General features: G+C 62.4%; 16 protein-coding genes. 14 read left to right on the forward strand and 2 right to left on the reverse strand.

Annotation, left to right across the window (positions count from 1 at the left end; all coding sequences use genetic code 11):
• Positions 1 to 6: 6 nt before the first annotated feature.
• The gene (locus ACCO56_RS21315; RefSeq protein WP_433642865.1) at positions 7 to 918 is read right to left on the reverse strand and encodes a LysR family transcriptional regulator; all 912 of its coding nucleotides are present in this window, start codon (positions 916 to 918) and stop codon (positions 7 to 9) included.
• Positions 919 to 1,079: 161 nt separating this feature from the next.
• On the opposite strand from ACCO56_RS21315, the gene ACCO56_RS21320 reads away from it, so the two are divergent.
• The 9 genes from ACCO56_RS21320 (at position 1,080) to ACCO56_RS21360 (ending at position 10,943) form a co-directional block, all read left to right on the forward strand.
• A complete protein-coding gene (locus ACCO56_RS21320) occupies positions 1,080 to 2,327 on the forward strand; it encodes a hydantoinase/carbamoylase family amidase (protein WP_433642866.1) in 1,248 nt (415 codons plus the stop codon).
• A 14-nt stretch (positions 2,328 to 2,341) separates the two neighbouring features.
• Complete coding sequence (gene puuE, locus ACCO56_RS21325) at positions 2,342 to 3,247, forward strand: allantoinase PuuE (RefSeq protein WP_433642867.1); 906 nt, start codon at positions 2,342 to 2,344, stop codon at positions 3,245 to 3,247.
• Positions 3,244 to 4,149: an NAD-dependent epimerase/dehydratase family protein gene (locus tag ACCO56_RS21330; RefSeq protein WP_433642868.1), complete on the forward strand. Its 906-nt coding sequence runs from the start codon at positions 3,244 to 3,246 to the stop codon at positions 4,147 to 4,149. The genes puuE and ACCO56_RS21330 overlap by 4 nt, the downstream gene beginning before the upstream one ends.
• 171 nt (positions 4,150 to 4,320) lie before the next feature.
• Positions 4,321 to 5,418: a sugar ABC transporter substrate-binding protein gene (locus tag ACCO56_RS21335; protein WP_433642869.1), complete on the forward strand. Its 1,098-nt coding sequence runs from the start codon at positions 4,321 to 4,323 to the stop codon at positions 5,416 to 5,418.
• Positions 5,418 to 6,995, forward strand: coding sequence for a sugar ABC transporter ATP-binding protein (locus ACCO56_RS21340; protein ID WP_433642870.1), 1,578 nt, complete (start codon positions 5,418 to 5,420; stop codon positions 6,993 to 6,995). The genes ACCO56_RS21335 and ACCO56_RS21340 overlap by 1 nt, the downstream gene beginning before the upstream one ends.
• Positions 6,992 to 8,011 (forward strand): ABC transporter permease, encoded by a 1,020-nt coding sequence (locus tag ACCO56_RS21345; protein WP_433642871.1) that lies wholly within the window; start codon positions 6,992 to 6,994, stop codon positions 8,009 to 8,011. Before ACCO56_RS21340 ends, ACCO56_RS21345 begins: the two co-directional genes overlap by 4 nt.
• 29 nt (positions 8,012 to 8,040) lie before the next feature.
• A complete protein-coding gene (locus tag ACCO56_RS21350) occupies positions 8,041 to 8,391 on the forward strand; it encodes a RidA family protein (RefSeq protein ID WP_433642872.1) in 351 nt (116 codons plus the stop codon).
• Between the two features lie 14 nt (positions 8,392 to 8,405).
• The gene (locus ACCO56_RS21355; RefSeq protein ID WP_433642873.1) at positions 8,406 to 9,155 is read left to right on the forward strand and encodes an SDR family NAD(P)-dependent oxidoreductase; all 750 of its coding nucleotides are present in this window, start codon (positions 8,406 to 8,408) and stop codon (positions 9,153 to 9,155) included.
• A 108-nt stretch (positions 9,156 to 9,263) separates the two neighbouring features.
• Positions 9,264 to 10,943, forward strand: a complete 1,680-nt coding sequence (locus tag ACCO56_RS21360; RefSeq protein ID WP_433642874.1) for a thiamine pyrophosphate-dependent enzyme — start codon at positions 9,264 to 9,266, stop codon at positions 10,941 to 10,943.
• An 18-nt stretch (positions 10,944 to 10,961) separates the two neighbouring features.
• Here ACCO56_RS21360 and ACCO56_RS21365 read toward each other — a convergent pair whose 3' ends face one another.
• The gene (locus ACCO56_RS21365) at positions 10,962 to 11,876 is read right to left on the reverse strand and encodes a LysR substrate-binding domain-containing protein (RefSeq protein WP_433642875.1); all 915 of its coding nucleotides are present in this window, start codon (positions 11,874 to 11,876) and stop codon (positions 10,962 to 10,964) included.
• Between the two features lie 219 nt (positions 11,877 to 12,095).
• Here ACCO56_RS21365 and ACCO56_RS21370 point away from each other — a divergent pair, with 219 nt between their 5' ends.
• The 5 genes from ACCO56_RS21370 (at position 12,096) to nikE (ending at position 18,120) form a co-directional block, all read left to right on the forward strand.
• Positions 12,096 to 13,754, forward strand: coding sequence for an ABC transporter substrate-binding protein (locus ACCO56_RS21370; protein WP_433642876.1), 1,659 nt, complete (start codon positions 12,096 to 12,098; stop codon positions 13,752 to 13,754).
• 72 nt (positions 13,755 to 13,826) lie between these two features.
• On the forward strand, positions 13,827 to 14,840 hold the full coding sequence (locus tag ACCO56_RS21375; protein ID WP_433642877.1) for an ABC transporter permease: 1,014 nt from the start codon (positions 13,827 to 13,829) through the stop codon (positions 14,838 to 14,840).
• On the forward strand, positions 14,837 to 15,742 hold the full coding sequence (locus ACCO56_RS21380) for an ABC transporter permease (RefSeq protein ID WP_433642878.1): 906 nt from the start codon (positions 14,837 to 14,839) through the stop codon (positions 15,740 to 15,742). Before ACCO56_RS21375 ends, ACCO56_RS21380 begins: the two co-directional genes overlap by 4 nt.
• Positions 15,743 to 15,770: 28 nt before the next feature.
• A complete protein-coding gene (locus ACCO56_RS21385; RefSeq protein ID WP_433642879.1) occupies positions 15,771 to 16,439 on the forward strand; it encodes an aspartate/glutamate racemase family protein in 669 nt (222 codons plus the stop codon).
• Positions 16,440 to 16,476: 37 nt separating this feature from the next.
• A complete protein-coding gene (nikE, locus tag ACCO56_RS21390; RefSeq protein ID WP_433642880.1) occupies positions 16,477 to 18,120 on the forward strand; it encodes a nickel ABC transporter ATP-binding protein NikE in 1,644 nt (547 codons plus the stop codon).
• Positions 18,121 to 18,122 lie beyond the last annotated feature (2 nt).

Consider the following 18,122-nt stretch of genomic DNA (forward strand, 5'->3'; position numbering starts at 1 on the left):
TGCCAATCATTTGTCGGCAACGGCATTCGCTCCCACCACAGGTTCGGCAAGAATCGTCTCGGCTGCTTTCTCGAGAAGCAGATGGGTTGGTGCTGCCGCGTTCAGCGGGCGTATCGCGTAAATTTGCAGAGGCGAGGGTTCCGGATCCGAACGCAGGCGCCGCAAGCGGCCCGTCTCGATTTCGGCTCGGTAAAGCTGCTCGGGAAGATAGGCCAAGCCCAGACCGGCAATGGCGAGGCTGGCGGCGGTGCGGAACGTGTTGCAGATGGTCACGTTGCGAAAGTGCACGTCGTTCGTCGTTAGCCAAGTGAGGGTCGAACCACGAAATTGCCATTCGCGCGACGTTGCGAAAACGGGCAGCTCGGAAAGCCGCTTGGGCGTCAGCACCTCGGGAACAGCTGCCAGATCCGGGCTGCACATCCAGGCGAATTGGATCGTCTCGATCGGCGTCGAGACGAAGCGGGACGGCGACATTTCGCAGGCCGCGAAGGCGACGTCGAGCGTTCCCGCGTAAAGCTTCTCCTCTATGAGGTGCGACAACGACACTTCGATCTCGAGCTGCAGGCGCGGATAGTTCTCTCGCACGAAACGTATGAGTCTCGGCAGCCAGGTCAGCGCCACGATCTCGGCGACGCCGAGCCTCACATAACCGACGATTTCCTCCTTTTCGGCGGCGGCGTGCAGGAACCGATCGGAGGCAAGCAGGATCTCCTCCGCGTGGGACATCAGCAACGTGCCCTGCGGGGTGAGCCTCGCGGTTCGCTGTGAACGATCGAACAACTGGACGCCGATCCGCGCCTCCAACTCCTGAATGCGCATAGAAATAGCCGATTGAGTGGCATTCAGCCTGGCGGCGGCTTGGGCGAAACTCCCCAATCGTGCCGCCCAGTAGAAGGTTTCGATCTGCCTATAGTTCACAAGCCGGTTCTCCGCCTGCGGCGACCATACTTCAGGATTTCTGATGTGTCTCCTCCGAAATAATTCGATTTTCCTGGAGTGTCCCGTGTGGGATGCATATCGCCCACAGAGCAGGTCCCGATTGCCTGTTTCGATATTCAGCGACCATTGAGTGAGAGACCGTGCCCAGTTCAGCAAAGCTTATCGAGATCGATCCGGCGTTCGTCGAGAAAGTCATTATGGAGCTCGCGTCCTTCGGCGCCGTCGGCGCGACCGGGGTCTCCCGCACGGTCTACTCGCCGGAATGGGTTGCCGCGACCGACTACTATGCGCGGACATGTGAAGAGGCCGGTCTGGACGTCCATCGCGATGCTGTCGGCAATGTGTGGGGACGGCTTCGCGGATCGAGCGGGGAGAAATCCGTCGCCTCGGGGTCCCACATCGACTCCCAGACGCCCGGCGGTCGCTACGATGGAGCGCTGGGCGCCGTCGCGGCCTTGATCGCAGTGAAGGCGTTGAAGGAGCAGTTCGGGCCACCCAAGCGCACAGTGGAGGCGGTCGCCTTCTGCGAGGAGGAGTCGAGCCGCTTCCCCAACGCCAATTATTGGGGGTCGCGCGCGGTGACCGGACGCATCGCACCCGGTGACCCGGAGCGCGTCATCGCATTCTCGGGAGAGACGATCGCTGAAGCCATGCGGGAGGTCGGCCTCGATCCGGCCCGGATTCCCGACGCGAAGCGCGATGACATAGACAGTTTCGTGGAGCTCCACATCGAGCAAGGGCCTATTCTCGAACAAGCCGGTCTGCCGGTTGCGGTGGTCGACGCGATCACCGGGATCCGCCATTACGGCGCCAGGATCAGCGGAGTCCAGAACCACGCCGGCGCCTTTCCGATGGACATCCGCCACGACCCGCTGGCGGGATTCGCCGAGATCGCGTCCGGCTTGATCAATACGGCGCACCGCGTGGGTCGGCCGGCGGTCACGACGGTCGGACGGGTTCTCGTCGAGCCGAATTTTCCCGGCATCATCCCGGCCAGCGTCGAGTTCTCGATCGACGCCCGTCATCCGGACGCGGCCGCGCGGCGCCGCCTCTACGAGATGCACGAAAACCTCATGCGCGAGGTCGCCGACAGGAGGGGCCTCGAGGTCGATTGGCGCGTGATGATCGATCACGAGCCGTCGCCCTCCAATCCGGAAATCGTCTCGACATTGCAGCGCGTCGCGTCTGAACAGGCCGTGCCCTACATGACTATGGCGAGTGGTGCCGGCCACGATTCGCAGCAAATGGCCGCCATCGCCAAGGTGGCCATGATCTTTGTCCGCTCGAAGGATGGACGCAGCCATACGCCCGATGAATTTTCATCGATAGAGGACATCGTTGCAGGTATTCGCGTGCTCGCCGCTGGGCTGCATGCCCTGGCCTACTGAGAGAGGAGCAAGCCATGACATATCCCCGCGATCTGGCCGGCTACGGCCGCACTCCGCCTGACCCGAAATGGCCGGGAGGAAAGAAACTCGCGGTGCAATTCGTCATCAACTACGAGGAGGGCGGCGAGCATTCGGTGCTGCATGGCGACCGGCAGAGCGAAGCGTTTCTCACGGAAGAGCCTACCGTGGCCTTTCCCAACATCCGCAATATTAATGTGGAATCGCAGTACGAATATGGCAGCCGTGTCGGCTGGTGGCGGCTGTACCGGTTGTTCACGGAGCGCAAACTGCCGGTGACGATCTTCGGCATCGCCGCCTCGCTCCAGAAGAACCCGGAAGCGGTCGCCGCGATGAAGGAAGCCAATTTCGAGATCGCTTCCCATGGCCTGCGCTGGATCCAGTACGCGGAGATGCCCGAAGAACAGGAAGCGGCGCAGATCGCCGAGGCGATCCGCATCCATACCGAGGTGACCGGGTCCCGCCCGACTGGCTGGTATACGGGCCGCATGAGCGTCAACACGCGCCGCCTGCTCGTCGAAGCAGGAGGGTTTACCTACGACGCGGACTCTTTCGCCGACGATCTGCCTTATTGGGTGGAGGTGAACGGCCAGGATCACCTCGTCGTCCCCTATACGCTGGATAACAACGATGGGCGATACGTGAACACCTACGGATACCAGTCGCCGAGCTTTTCGGCCTATCTCATCCAGGCCTTCGACTTCCTGCGCTGGGAGGCCGAGGTTTCCCCAAGGATGATGAGCATCGGCCTTCACACTCGCATCGTCGGACGGCCGGGCAGGGCGGCGGACCTGGAGCGCTTCCTCGACCATGTCGCGGCAGCGGACGATGTATGGGTGACCCGGCGCATCGACATTGCCGACCATTGGCGCGCTAACCATCCGCCGCGAGCAAGGAGATGACGGGGGCGGTCCTGGTGACCGGAGCTGCCGGTTTCGTCGGTTCGAAAACGGCAGAGATCCTGCAAAAGGAAGGCTACGACGTCACCGGCGTCGACATAGCGGGCGAGAAAGGCAGTGGCGTCCTTGCGTGCGATCTTTGCGATCTGGAGGGGCTCCTGAGGGTCGCATCCGGCAAGAGATTTGACGCGATCGTCCATTGCGGCGCGATTTCCGGCCCCGCGCTCCATCGTGACGATCCTGCACGGGTGGCGGGCGCGAATACGACAGGCACCATCAACCTTTTGGAGTTTGCTCGCAGGAGGTTCGTGCCCCGCTTCATATTCGCTTCCTCGGCGAGCGTATACGGCCCGACGCCTCCCGACGTCCAGGTCGGCGAGGCGCGTGCGTTGCACCCATCCACGCCCTATGCGGCGAGCAAGGTCGCCGGCGAAGCCCTTCTGGAGGCTTATTGCCGGCAGTACGGCATGTCGGGGGCAAGCCTGCGCATCGCCGCGGTCTACGGTCCTGGCCGGCGAACCCCATGTTTCATCCGTGACATGATCGTCGCGGGCTTGGAGAACCGGCCGCTGTCGCTGCCGATCGGAGGTCGGCAGCGCTATCACTATGTCCATATCGACGATGTCGCGGCGGCATTGAAGGCAGCCCTGGCGGCCCGGTCTTTCGGTTCGCCGGCCTATACGATTGCCGCCGACCGGGGCTTCACACTCCGGGAGATCGCCCAGCAGGTCCGCAAAATTGTGCCTGGTCCACCGATAGAGGTCGAGCCGGCTCTCGATCCGCTCTCGGATCCTCAGGGTCCCTACAGCATCGAAGCCGCTTTGCGTGATCTCGATTGGCGGCCCGCCATCGACCTGTCGACAGGCATTCGCTCTTATGCCGACATATTACTTCAGAATTCTTGAAGTGTCTGCTTCAAATCATTTCGATTGCGTGAAATGTCCGTCCTCACGATCCTACCCCGTGTAAAGGACGGGAAGAACTCGTCAGCTCGGAGGCAATAGCGGGCTCCCGGTTGAGCCGGGCCTGCAAACACAACAAATCCGCCGAAAGCGGACCATCCAGAGAGGGATGACATGAGGATCAATCATCTTGTTGGCCTGGCAGGCCTGGCAACAATCATCGGCTCCGTCACCATGGGTTCCGCCATGGCGACGGATTTGGACGCCATCAAGGCGAGCATTGCCGAGCATCAAAAGCTTCCGACCTTCGTTGCGCCGGGCGAACCGTTCGACGCCAAGAGCTGCATGAGCGGCAAGAAAATGATGGTTGTGCCCTTCTCCAGCGCGGTCGAATTCACGGGCGCGGTCGCTACGCGAATGACCGAGATCGCCAAGGAGATCGGTTTCCAGTACGACCACTACCAAACCCAGGGCCAGCCGTCGCAATGGATTCAGGGCATCAACCAGGCCATTACCCAGCGCTACAATCTCGTCGACGTTCTGATGTCGGATCCGCGCGTTCTCGTCCCGCAGGCCACGCAGGCAGACCAGGCAGGCATCAAGATCGTGGCGGCCCATGCGTCCGGCTTCGATACGCCCGCGCCGACACCTTTCCAGAATGTTCACATCGACTATACACAGGCCGGCCGGCTGATGGCCCAATGGGCGGTTATGAAGACCGAAGGGAAGGCGAATGTTCTGGCGATCGTCGCCGAGGATTCTTTTTCCGCGAATTCGCTCCAGAACGGCATCAAGGAGGTGATGGATACATGCGAGGACTGCAAGGTCCAGTATCTGAACGTGCCGGTTACGGATTGGGCTACACGGATGCAGTCTACCGTCCAGGCCGCGCTGCTGCGCGACCCCTCCATCAACTATATCCTGCCCATCTATGACGGCATGGCGCAATTCGTGGTTCCCGCTGTGCAACTGACCCAGTCGGCCGATCGCGTCAAGATCGCGACCTTCAACGGCAGCCCCTACGTGCTGCAACTGGTCCAGCAGGGCAGCGTGGAAATGGATATCGGCGAGAGCATCGACTGGGTGGCCCATGCCATCGTGGATGCGGAAATGCGCATGCTCTGCGGGCTGCCGCCTGTGAAGGACCCGAAGGTCCCGCTCTATATCTTCGACGCGTCGAATGCGAAGACGGCCGGCACCCCGCCCCAGATCTCCACGGGATATGGTGACGCCTATGTCTCCGGTTACCGCAAGCTCTGGGGCCTGCAATAATGACCTCGACGGTAGCCGGTCGAGCTGCCGCAAACCTTGTCGTCGAAGGGCTGACCAAGTCCTTCGGGGGGTCCAAGGTCGTGGACGACATCTCGCTCAGCGTGAACTATGGCGAGATCCACGGCCTGCTCGGTCACAACGGCTCGGGCAAGTCGACGCTCATCAAGATGCTGTCGGGCGTCTATGTTCCCGACGGGGGACGCGTCACGCTCGGAGGGCGCGAGCTGCCGCTTCCATTGCCGCCCGGCGAATTCAGCCGCTATGGCATTGCCGTTGTCCATCAGGCGCTGGGTCTCGTCCCGACATTGTCGGTGACCGAGAACCTTCTGGCGCGCCGGCTGGTGCGAGAGGCCAATCCCTTGATCCGCTGGCCGAGTGCCCATCGAGAGGCGAGGGAGATCTTTGCTCGCCACGGGCTCGCGATCGATCCCAGGATGCAGATCGCCGACCTAGCTCCGGTGGAGCGTGCGCTCGTCGCGATCGTTCGTGCCTTCCAGGAGATCGCGGAAACCTCCGATGCCGGCGGTGGCTTGCTGATCCTCGATGAACCGACGCCATTCCTGTCGGGCGCCGATGTCGACAGGCTGTTCTCGCTTGTCCGGAAGTTGGCGGGCCAGGGAACAAGCGTCATCTTCGTTTCGCATGACGTTGACGAGGTGAAGGAGCTTACCGACAGAGCTACGGTTCTGCGCAACGGGCGGATTGCCGCCAGCCTGACCACGGCCGAAGCGTCGAAGACTCAATTCATCGACGCCATTGTCGGCCGCCGGCTGGCGACGGAACGCGCAACGGCGACATTGAAGCGGGGCGTCGAGGCTTTCGCTGTCCGAGGTCTTGTCGCCGAAGGACTGCCTCGTTTCGACGTTGCCGTCGAGGCGGGCGAAGTGCTGGGCCTCACAGGCCTTGTCGGTTCCGGTTACGATCGCATCCCTTACCACCTCTATGGCGCCACGCCGGCAAGCGGTCAGATTAGCTTGAACGGCAAGGTCTTAGACATCGCGGACCTGACGCCGGGCCGAGCCATCGACTGCGGCATGGTGCTTGTCCCGGCCGACAGACAGAAGTCGGCAATCGCCGAAGGGTTGAGCGTAGCCGAAAACCTTGCCTTGCCAGCACTGGGGCGAACGTTGCCGCGCTTGTTCCTCACCGCGGGCAAAGTCGCACGGCACGCGGCCCGCCTCGTCGAGTCCTTCGACGTGCGTCCGCCCAATCCTGCCCGCCTCATGCGGGAGCTGTCGGGGGGCAACCAGCAGAAGGTCGTACTGGCCAAGTGGCTGCAGACCGAGCCGAGCCTGATCCTGCTCGACGAGCCGACGCAAGGCGTCGACGTCGGGGCTCGTCATCAGGTCTACGGCTTCATTCGTGCCGCTGCCGAACGAGGCGCTGCAGTCATCTGCGCCAGCTCGGATCACGAGCAATTGGAGATGATCTGCGATCGGGTGCTGATCTTCAGCCGCGGCCAGGTCGTCGGGAGCCTTGCGGGCAGTGACGTCACGAAAACCGCAATCACAGAGCGCTGTCTGAACAGTCAGGCCGGAGTTGGTTCCGGCGAGTTTCTCAACGAGAATTCCCCATGACAGAAGCAAGCCAAATAGCAGCGAACCAGCCAAGCGCAGTCGAGGTGCGCCAAGGCCGTCGCAACGCTTTCCTGACGGAGCTCGAGCGCTTCGCCCTGCCGGTCGCCTGGCTGCTGATCATCGCCGTGTTCGGCATCCTGTCGCCCGATACGTTCCTGACCTGGCCGAACTTCTCTACCATCTTCGGCTCGCAGGCCGTGCTGGTCATTCTCACGCTGGGCCTGATCATCCCACTGACCGCGGGCGACATCGACCTGTCCATCGCGCAAGTGCTCACCCTCTCATCCATGGTGATCGCCGTCCTGAATGTCGGACAGGGCTGGCCGATCGGCTGGGCCATTGCGGCAGCTCTGGTGGTCGGCCTGCTGACCGGACTGCTCAATGCCTTCTTCACGCTCTATTTCCGTATCCATTCGCTGATCGTCACCTTGGGCACGGGAACCTTCCTTCACGGTATTACCCTGTGGATCAGCAGCTCGCGCACGATCGGCGGGATCGATTGGAGCCTCGTCAACGCGGTCATCCTGACGCGTTTCCTCGGCATCCCGCTGGCCTTCTATTATGCTCTCGCTCTCGCGCTGCTGCTCCTCTACATCTTTGAGTTCACCTCCCTGGGACGAAAGGCGCTGTTTGTGGGCTGCGGACGCGACGTGGCTCGCCTCTCGGGAATACCGGTAACCCGGGTGCGGCTGATCTGCTTCCTTGCGTCGGGTCTGTTCGCGGCCATTGCCGGCGTCTTCTACGCGGGAACGTCGGGTTCGGCAGACCCCAATTCGGGGACGCAGCTGATGTTGCCCGCCTTCGCTGCCGCCTATCTTGGGGCGACCACGATTGCGCCGGGTAGATTCAACCCGATAGGATCGATGATTGCCGTCTACCTGCTGGTCACCGGAATCACCGGCCTGTCGATCCTCGGAATCGACACCTTTGTCCAGGACTTGTTCTATGGCGGCGCGCTGGTCATCGCGGTGGCTCTTTCCCAGCTCGTGCGCGGCCGCGAAGAATCCTTAACCTAATCCCTCGAACCAAATCAGGAAGATCCCCGATGACGATCCAACGTAGCCACACCAATCAGCGTATGAGCCAAATCGTGCAGCACGGAGGGCTTGTCTACCTCGCTGGCCAAGTCGCGAGCGGCGCCCCAGGCAAGCCCGTTGCCGAACAGACGCGCGACATCCTTGCGCGCATCGACGGCCTTCTGGCCGAGGCCGGATCCGACAAAAGCAAAATCCTCAACGCAACGATCTGGCTTACCGATATCGCCACCTTCAACGAAATGAACGGCGTTTGGGACGCTTGGGTGGCGGAGGGGCATGCTCCCGCCCGCGCCTGCGTGGAGGCAAAACTCGCGGCTCCTGAATACACGGTCGAAATCATGGTCACTGCAACGGCCTGAGAAAGTTGCGCTCGATGCGACTTGCGGGCCGCAGCGCCTTGATCGTCGGGGCGGCGACCGGCATTGGCCGTGCCGTCGCTCTCTCCTTCGCTCGCGAGGGAGCGCGTGTCGTCATTGCCGATCACGCGGCCGAAGCGGAACGGCAGTCAGCCGTGGAGGCGATCGCCGCTGTAGGCGGACAGGCGATCCATGTGAGCTGCGATGTGACGATAGAGTCCGATGTTGCGGCCGCCGTTGCAAGAACGATCAAACATCACGGCAGGATCGACATACTGGTCAACAATGCCGGGATCGGTCAGCCGCCTGGAGACTTCACCGAGATCGGCTGGGCTGTCTGGCAACGATTGATGGACGTCAATCTGCGTGGTGTGGCGTTCGGAATGCACCATGCCCTCCCTGCAATGCTCGATCAGGGCTATGGGCGCATCGTGAATACCGCGTCCCAACTCGCCCACAAGCCGGCGGCAGGAGCCGCCGCCTACAGCGCCACGAAGGCAGCGGTGGTAGCGCTGAGCGCAGCGGTCGCCCAGGAGGTCGCGGCGCGTGGCGTCATGGTCAACTGCGTCTGTCCCGGTCCGACGGACACGATGACATGGCGGGCGAGCGATCCCGCCTGGCGGGAATGGAAGACCTCGCAGCTCCCGATCAGGCGCATCGCGGAGCCGGAGGAAATCGCACCCGCCTACGTCTATCTCGCGTCGGACGAAGCGAGCTTCATGGTCGGACAGTCCATTTCGCCGAACGGCGGGGACGTGAGCTGGTGATCGGCGAGCCCTGGTGACTTCGCTGCACCAAGCTGGTGTCGAATTGTCAATTGTCGAGATCAAAGGCCGTCGCGTACTGGAGTTGAACAACTCCAGCAGGAAATAGCGATGGCGAACGGCATGGACCTGACGGAAGATCGGCGGAATTCGATAGCGCAAGAAGAAGCGAATGGCGCAACCCTCGCGGTCACCAGTCTGATCGAGCGCGGGGTAACGACCGTCTTCGGCCTCCCGGGCATTCAATTGGACGCGCTCTTCAGCGCGCTGCACGACCATCGGTCGCGGGTCAAAGTGATCGACAGCCGCCACGAGCAGGGTGCTGCCTATATGGCGTTCGGCTATGCCGAAGCTGCCGGCGAGCCGGGGGTTTTCACCGTGGTTCCAGGCCCCGGAATGCTGAACGCGGGCGCGGCGATCGCCACTGCCTATGCCTGCGGAAGTCCGGTGCTGGCTCTGATCGGCCAGGTGGACAGCACCCGCATCGGCAAGTGTTATGGCGAACTGCACGAATTGCCGGATCAGGCAGGCATCGTATCGCGGCTGGTGCGCTCACACGAACTGGTTTTTTCTCCGCAGCATGTGGCGCTGGCGATCCACAATGCGCTCGATATCCTTGGTCGCCCGGGCTTCGGCCCTGCGGCGATCGAACTGCCGCCCGACGTGCTTGCCGCAAAGGTTTCGTCGGGCCATTCGCCGGCGAGCGCCACCCCACATGCGACCGAGGAGCAGAACAGAAGCCGGCTAGCGTCTCTTGCCGACCTAATCCGGAGCGCCCGCCGTCCCTTGATCTTTGCCGGCCGTGGAGCTGTCGCCGCGGCGGACGAACTTCGCCGATTGGCGCATGCATATGGAATTCCCGTGGTCGCACAAGGCCGCGCCAAGGGCATCCTGGACGATCGCGATCCGCTTTCGTTGAACTTCCTTTCCGCCGCGGAGCTTTGGTCCGATTGCGACCTGGCGATCGCGGTCGGCACGCGCATGAAGCATCCTTTACGGGCATGGCCGCGGCCGGAAGGCATGCGGCTGGCTGTCATCGATATCGATCCCCATTCGGCGCCCGCCGTCCGGGAAGCCGATCTTTTCATCCGATCCGACGCGCGAACGGCCCTGCCCGGATTGATCGAGTTGCTGCCGGACCTGACGGTTGCTTCGCGCCCTGAAATCACAGTCGCGAAAAAGACCGGGGCAGCCAGGATGGAAAACGCACTCGCTCCGCAGATGGAGATGATCCGCGCCATTCGCTCCGCCCTGCCGGAAGACGGCGTCATCGTGACGGATTACACCCAGGTCGGCTACGTTGCGAACGCCGCCTTTCCGGCCAGCCAGCCGGGAACCCTGATCACTTCCGGCTATCAGGGCACACTCGGCTATGCTTTTCCGACGGCGATCGGAGCAAAGGTCGCGCATCCGAACCGCCAGGTGGTCGCGATCGCCGGGGATGGCGGCTTCATGTTCGCAGCGACCGAGCTCGCCACGGCGGTCAAACATCGCATTGGCGTCGTCACGCTGATCTTCAACGATGGGCGTTACGGCAATGTGCGCCGTATCCAGGAAACCGTTTATGGCGGGCGAGTGATCGCCACCGACCTGACCAATCCTGACTTCCCGGCTTTTGCGCGCAGCTTCGGTGCATATGGCGAGAGAGCACGGACGCCGGCGGAACTGGAGCAGGCGTTGAGCGACGCATTCGGCAGGGATCTGCCTACGGTGATCGAGGTGCCGGTTGGTGAATTTCCGGATCCCTGGCCATGGATCCTTCCGGGATTGCCCGATCAGGCCAAGGGTTAGTTGGCTAGCAAACAGCCACTAGCCGGCAGTTTCCGCTAAACCGAGTTCCCTTGCGAGCCAGCGCCGCAACTCGACGATAGGGCTACGTTCCCAATAGTAAGATGGGCAGATCAGGTAGTATGCGGAAATCGTGATATCGGTGTCCAGGAGCTCCACGAGTTCTCCGCGCGCGATCGCGTTCTTGGCGAGCAACGAGTTGCCGAGCGCAATCCCCTGTCCCAGCGTGGCGGCCTGGAGGGCAAGGTGCGTATTGGGCATTTCGATGCCGCGCATCTGAACGGCCCGCCCGGCTCCGGCGCGAATGGCCCATTCATCCCACAGACCCGTCGTGTCGCTGCACAGGAACGGCAGACTCAGCATCTGGTCCACCGTTGTGATGGGCGGATACCGTTCAAGAAGAGCCGGGCTTGCCACGGGAAACAGGCGCGGCTCGTAGATCTTGTGCTGGATATATCCTGAATTGAGATCGTCGATGGCGCCGTAGCGTATTTGGACATGGACCTCCCCCGGAGGAGCCGGGCTGATCGAACCATCCATGCTGGTCAGCAGATTGATCTTCCATGTCGCCAGTGCGTCTGCGAGCTTTGGGATGCTTTGCAGCAGCATCTCATGTGCGAGCCCCGGCGTGGCATGAAGCGTGAGCACCCGCGGCCGGGCTTCGATGACCGCGGAAGTCGCCTCGCACAAGACGTCGAAGGCCTGCCTGACCTGCCTGTGATATGTGCTGCCCAAGGGCGTGAGCGCAAGCGATCGCACGTTTCTTTCGAAAAGCTGAGCGCCGATGCTCTCTTCGAGGCCGCGCAGATGCCTCGAAATCGAAGCATGGTCGACGTGAAGAATTTCCGCCGCCTGTCGAACGCTCAGAACGTCCCCGACAGTCACGAAAGCACGCAGCGCCGTCAGGGACGGCAGCTGTGAGACCTTGAGACTCATGCACCACTTCCTGTTCGCCTGCACGCCAAATCGTTCGCGACCCGAAGACGCGGAAGCAATCGACCGGCGGCAGATGGTGACTTCAGGTCACCACGGCGGTGCAAAAAAAGCAATTGAAAAATGCCTGGCCGACCAGTCTTATTCTTAAAAAAAAAGATCGATAACCGCCACCGCCGGGACGCGTGAGCATCCGGCTTTTCCTGAGAATGGGGAACTTCAATGACGTGGAAACGGAGAAACTTCCGCGGGCTTGGTGCTGTCCGCAGCTACGCGCTTGCTGCTACCTGCGCGCTGTCTGTGCTCGGCGCCATGCCGCTGGCCGAGGCCGCCGACATCAAGCTGCGCCTGGGCGTCGGCATGGAAGTCAGCACGCTTGACCCGGTCTACCAGACCAACAATTGGGAGCTCGCATCCGGATACAATCTCTATGACAGCCTCGTCTGGCCGGATGCCGAGAAAGGTGTGGTGCCGTGGGTCGCAGAAAGCTGGCAGGTTTCCGAGGACGGCAAGACCTACGCCTTCAAGATACGCGAAGGTCTGAAATTCCACGACGGATCACCGCTGACAGCCGAGGACGTGGCGTTTTCGATGCAGCGGATGCTCGCGCTGAACGGCCCGGCGGCGTCGAACTTCCGCGGCCTGAACAAGGACAACGTCGAGGCTCCCGACGCATCCACGGTGGTGTTCCGGCTCGACAAGCCAAGTTCAAGTTTTCTCAAGGCGCTTGTCACCTTCAAGATCGTCAACAAGAAGGTCATCCTGGCGAACCTCGGGGACGGCCCCCACGGCGACATGAAGGACTATGGCGCGGAATACTTGCGATCGGGCGACGCAGGCTCGGGCCCCTATATGCTCGAGAGCTACAGCCAGGGCGAGCTTGTCAGGCTAAAGAAGTTCGAGGGTTATACCCTGACGCCGTGGGACCAGAAGGCTCCCGCAATCGTCGAGTTTCAGATCACCCCTGAAATGGCTACGATCGGCACCAAGCTGCGTGCCGGCGAGATCGATGTCGGGGACTGGTCGCTGCCGATCCCGGTACAGCGGCAGATCAGTTCGGATCAGCGCTTCAAGATGCGCCAGGATGCGATGCAGACGGCCTGGTACCTCATCATGAACAACTCCGCGGCGCCGCTCGACGACGTGTGGGTCCGGCGCGCCGTCGCCTCCGCGCACGACGAAGCCACGCTCATCAAGCATATCACCGGAGCCGGCGGTCCCATGGGAGGGCCTGTGCCCGATTCCATGCTCGGCAATTGTGAGCCCATCGCCGGTTATGCGTTCGATCTGGAGAAGGCGCGCGAGTATCTCTCGAAGTCGAAATATTCCGCGGAGGAGCTTCGCAAGCGTCCATTGAAGATAGCGGCCGTTGCCGGCAGCGAGCGCTTCAACAACATCGCGCTCCTCACCGCGACCAACCTCAAGAAGATCGGGCTGAACGCGGAAGTCCAGGCAGTCCGCTGGGCCGACATCACGGCCGCGCAGACCAAGCCTGAGACGGCTTTCGATCTCACCGTCTTCTACGATCCCGCCAAATATCCCGATCCGATGCTGTTCCTCAGCTACTATCGGAAGGCAGGTTGGGGCGACCCCTATCCGCCCGGAGGGATGTATTACGAAAATCCGAAGGTGACGGAACTGCTCGAGATGGCGCAAACGTCGACCGATGTAGCGCAGCAGCAGGCCTCCTATTGCGAAGCGGCGAAACTGATCACCGAGGATAGCCCTTCCGTCTTTTCCCACACGGAGGTTCGCTCGACCACCTATTGGTCGTATGTCGAAGCCTTCCCCGACAGCGGCGGCGCAATGTTCTACGACATGCGTTTCGAGAAATGGCGCCTCGACGATGCCAATCCTGACTTCGCGAGGAACCAAAAGTAACCGAGCGAGCGATCCAGGCCGGCCCCTTCCGGCCTGGATCGTGCTCGGTGTCCCAGGAACGAAGCTTTTCTCATGCGTGGTTTTGCTGTTCTCTCTCGTCTCGGCCAGATGCTCGTGGTGCTGGTCGGGGTCTCGATACTGGTTTTCCTGTTGACCAGGGTTCTGCCGGGAGATCCGGTGGCAGCTGCGCTTGGCGACAGGGCCACGCCTGAGCAGATGGCGCAACTGCGCTCGGAACTCGGGCTCGATCAGCCCTTGCCCGCCCAGTACGTCCATTTCGTCACGGGGCTTCTTTCCGGCAATATGGGTCTCTCGCTCGTGGAACGGCGTGACGTCACCAGTGTCATTCTCGAACGACTGCCCGCGACGCTGGAACTGATCTTCGCCGCTCTGACCATCGCCGTCGTCGCCGGCGTGCCGCTCGGGGTTCTGGCAGCCGTCTATCGCGACCGCATCGCCGATCAGGCCAGTCGCATCGTGGCGCTGATCGGTGTTTCCTTCCCGCAGTTCTGGGTCGGCATCATGATGCAGTTCGTGTTCGGGCTGGCACTGGCCCTGGTGCCGATCACCGGTCGGTCCAGCGTCGACATGCCGGCGGCCTTCACGGGATTTCTGACCGTCGACAGCCTCATCGCACTGGATTTCACGGCTTTTCGCAATGCGCTGAGCCACCTGATATGCCCTGCGCTCGTGTTGGCCGCCGGCCCGCTGGCCACGATCATGCGCATGGTGCGTGCCTCCATGATCGACGAGTTCGACAAGCCTTATCCGGAATATGCCCGCGCGCTGGGCATGCATCCGTTTCTCATCAACTTCAAATACGTCCTGCGCAACGCCTCTACACCAACGCTGACCATCATCGGCTTCCTCATTCCGATCATGATCGGTTCCAGCTTCGTGGTCGAGAAGGTGTTCGCCTGGCCCGGGCTTGCGCGCTTCGGCGCGGATGCCATCATCGCGAACGATTTCAACGGCGTCATCGGCATCACGCTGGTGATCTGCCTCTTCGTCGTCGTGCTGAATTTCGTCGTCGAGCTCCTCTATCCGATCGTCGATCCGCGCATACGACTGGGAGCAGAGAAATGACCCGGCTCCCGGATGCTTCCCGCGGCGAAGGGACGATTGCCGCCTTGGACAGCGAACTCAGCGAGGTGCTGAGCTTCGGCGGCCTGCGGCGTTTCCTGCGCAACAAGCCGGCAGTGTTCGGCAGCCTTTGCCTGTTGATCCTCTGCTTCGTGATGATGGCTTGGCCGTGGCTGGTGCCCTATCCGGACGACATTGCCGACGCCGTCAACTTCGACCGGATGCTCGAGCCGCCGTCCAGCGAGTTCCTTTTCGGAACCGACGAGGCCGGGCGCGACATTCTCAGCCGCGTGATGGCGGGTACCGGCATGTCGCTCGGCCTCGGCCTCGTCGTCATCGCCGTCGCCGTGGTGATCGGGGTGCCTCTGGGGATGGTCGCGGGATACTATGGCGGGGCGGTGGAGCGCGTCATCATGCGCGTGGTGGACGTCTTTTCCTCCGTCCCGGCACTGGTGCTGGCGCTGGCGATCAGCGTCCTGCTCGGCCCCAGCCTCGTCAACGCGATGATCGCACTGTCGATCGTGTGGTGGCGCGTCTTCGCGCGCATTGCCCATGGTCAGACACTTTCGCTGAAGAACGAGGCCTATGTGAACATCGCCCGCCAGATGGGAGCGTCCGACCGGCATATCCTGTTCCGCGAAATCCTGCCCAATATGGCTTCGTCCATTCTCGTGACGGCATCGCTGGACGCAGGCGCCGTCATCCTTATCGGCACCTCCATCAGCTTTCTCGGCGCGGGCGCAAATCCACCCGCGGCGGAGTGGGGTCTGATGGTCGCCTCGGGGCGGAATTATCTGCCCGGAGCCTGGTGGCCGTCGCTCTTTCCCGGCCTTGCGATCTTCGTGACCGTGATGAGCCTCAACATGATCGGCGACGGGCTACGAGACTTCTTCGCCGGCGAATGACGTTACCGACCTCAATCGAGTGAACACCATGAAAATCGCGATCGTCATTCCCAACGTCACCATGACGGACCAGGCAATTGCCGAGCGTCGGGCCTTCCTCCTGGCCAACGCGGCGCCCGACGTCGAGCTGGAGCTCTGGCGCAACGACGTCGGGCCCGAAAGCATCGAGACCGAAGCCGAGCGCGACTGGGCAGGCGTGGAGATCGGCCGTACTCTTCAGGCGAAGGATCTTTCCACGGTGAATGCCGTCATTCCCTGGTGCGCGGCGGATCCTGGCGTGCATGCGCTTCGCCAGAGCTTCGCTCCGCCGGTGATCGGCCCCCTGATGGCGGCTTGCCAGCTCGCTTCCCTGGCAGGCGAGCGCTTCACATTGATCATGCCGGCGGGCAGCCGCAGGATGAACAGGCAGCGGATCCACGGATACGGCTTCGGCGACAGGCTGGTGTCGGTGCGCCAGGTGAACAAGCCCGTTCTCGAGCTTCGTGCAGACCTCGACCAGACGCTCGAGCGATTGTCCGTCGAAGCTCATGCAGCCCACCAGGAGGGCGCCGACAGCGTGGTGCTCGGCTGCATGGCTCTCTTCGGGCTCGCGCCCCGCATCGACAGTCCGATACCGGTGATCTGTCCGGCGCTCGCGGCGCTGAACGTCGCGTCGCTCATGGCGCGAATGGGCCTGACCAATCGGATCGCTGGATGATCTTCCGCAGCCACCTCTTGTCGATCGAAAGTCCGCCATGCAGGAACCGCTGATTTCCCTCGAGAATTTCCGGCTGGGTTTCAATACCCATGCGGGAGCCAAGGAGGTGCTGCGGGGCATCGACATCTCCGTGAACGCGGGCGAGATGGTCGGACTTGTCGGAGAATCCGGTTCTGGCAAGACGGTCACCGCGAAATACGTTCTGGGAATCCTGGGCCGGAACGCCCGGGTGCTGGGCGGTTCGGCACGGCTCCTCGGGCGCGACCTCCTCACGATCGACGCTTCCGCGCGCGAAGCGCTCAAGCGCGAGATCGCCTACGTGCCGCAGGATCCGATGGGCGCGCTCAATCCGAGCTTCACAATCGGCCATCAAATGGCGGACTACCTGACCTGGGACGCGGCGGGGCGGAGCCTCTGGCGCTACGCCCGTCTGCGGCGAAGCCGGGATCACCTGGCGAAAGCCGAGGAGCATGCGATCGAGCTGCTTGACCTGGTGAAGATCCGGGAGCCTGAACGGGTGCTGTCCTCCTATCCGCTTCAGCTTTCCGGAGGGATGCGACAGCGCGTGCTGCTGGCGCTCGCCATGCGCGGCAAGCCGAAGCTGCTCGTCGCCGACGAGCCCACGACGGCGCTCGACGTGACGGTGCAGAAGCGCACCGTCGAACTCATTCGGGATCTGGTCGAGAGGGCAAACCTCGCGGGCCTCTATATAACCCACGACCTGGGTGTTGCGCGTTGGCTCTGCCAGCGCTGCTACGTGATGTACCAAGGTGCCGTTGTCGAGACGGGGCCGACCGGCGCAATACTCGATACGCCCCGGCACGCTTACACTCGGCGTCTGGTCGCCGCCATTCCGCGCCTTCATGCCGAGGTCGAACAACGCCAGAGTTTTGATAGCGCTGCCAGCCCGCAAATGCGCGTCGAGCGGCTGACACGCTATTTCGGCGACAAGGCAGCCGTGAAGAGCGTCAGCTTCGATGTCGCCGCCGGCGAGACCTTCGCCATCGTAGGAGAGAGCGGCTCCGGAAAATCGACCCTTGCGAACATGATCTGCGGCAGCCTTCTGCCGAGCGAAGGAGAGATGAAGATCAACATCGGCGGCCTGAGAGAGGCTGGCTTGAGGGATCGCGCCCTTTATCGTGACAAGATCCAGATGGTCCACCAGGATCCCTCTTCAGCGCTCAATCCCCGTCAGACCATCGAGGAGATCGTTTCGCTGCCGCTCAAGCTGCGCGGCATGAAGGACCGGGCCGCGCGACGGACACGGGTGCTCCAGCTTCTCGAAATGGTCGCCTTGCCTGCCGAGGTGATGGCGCGCCACCCCCGCTCGCTCAGTGGCGGGCAGAAGCAGAGGGTCAACATTGCGCGTGCGCTGGCCATGGAGCCGGAGATCCTGGTCCTGGACGAACCCACCTCGGCGCTCGACGTTTCCGTCCAGGCCCGCATTCTCGACTTGCTGAAGGAGTTGCGGGGTTCTCAGAAGCTCACCTACCTCCTCATCACGCACGACCTTGGCGTCGTGCGAGCCATGGCTGACCGTGTGGCGGTCATGTACCACGGCGACATCGTCGAGATCGGCACCGCCGACGACATACTAGGCCGTCCGCAATCCGACTACACCAAAACCCTGCTTGCCGCGGTGCCGTCGATCGACGGCGCCGACGCGGCCGCACCTCCATGAGA

This window comes from Mesorhizobium sp. 1B3, from assembly GCF_050958605.1.
Classification (GTDB): Bacteria; Pseudomonadota; Alphaproteobacteria; order Rhizobiales; family Rhizobiaceae.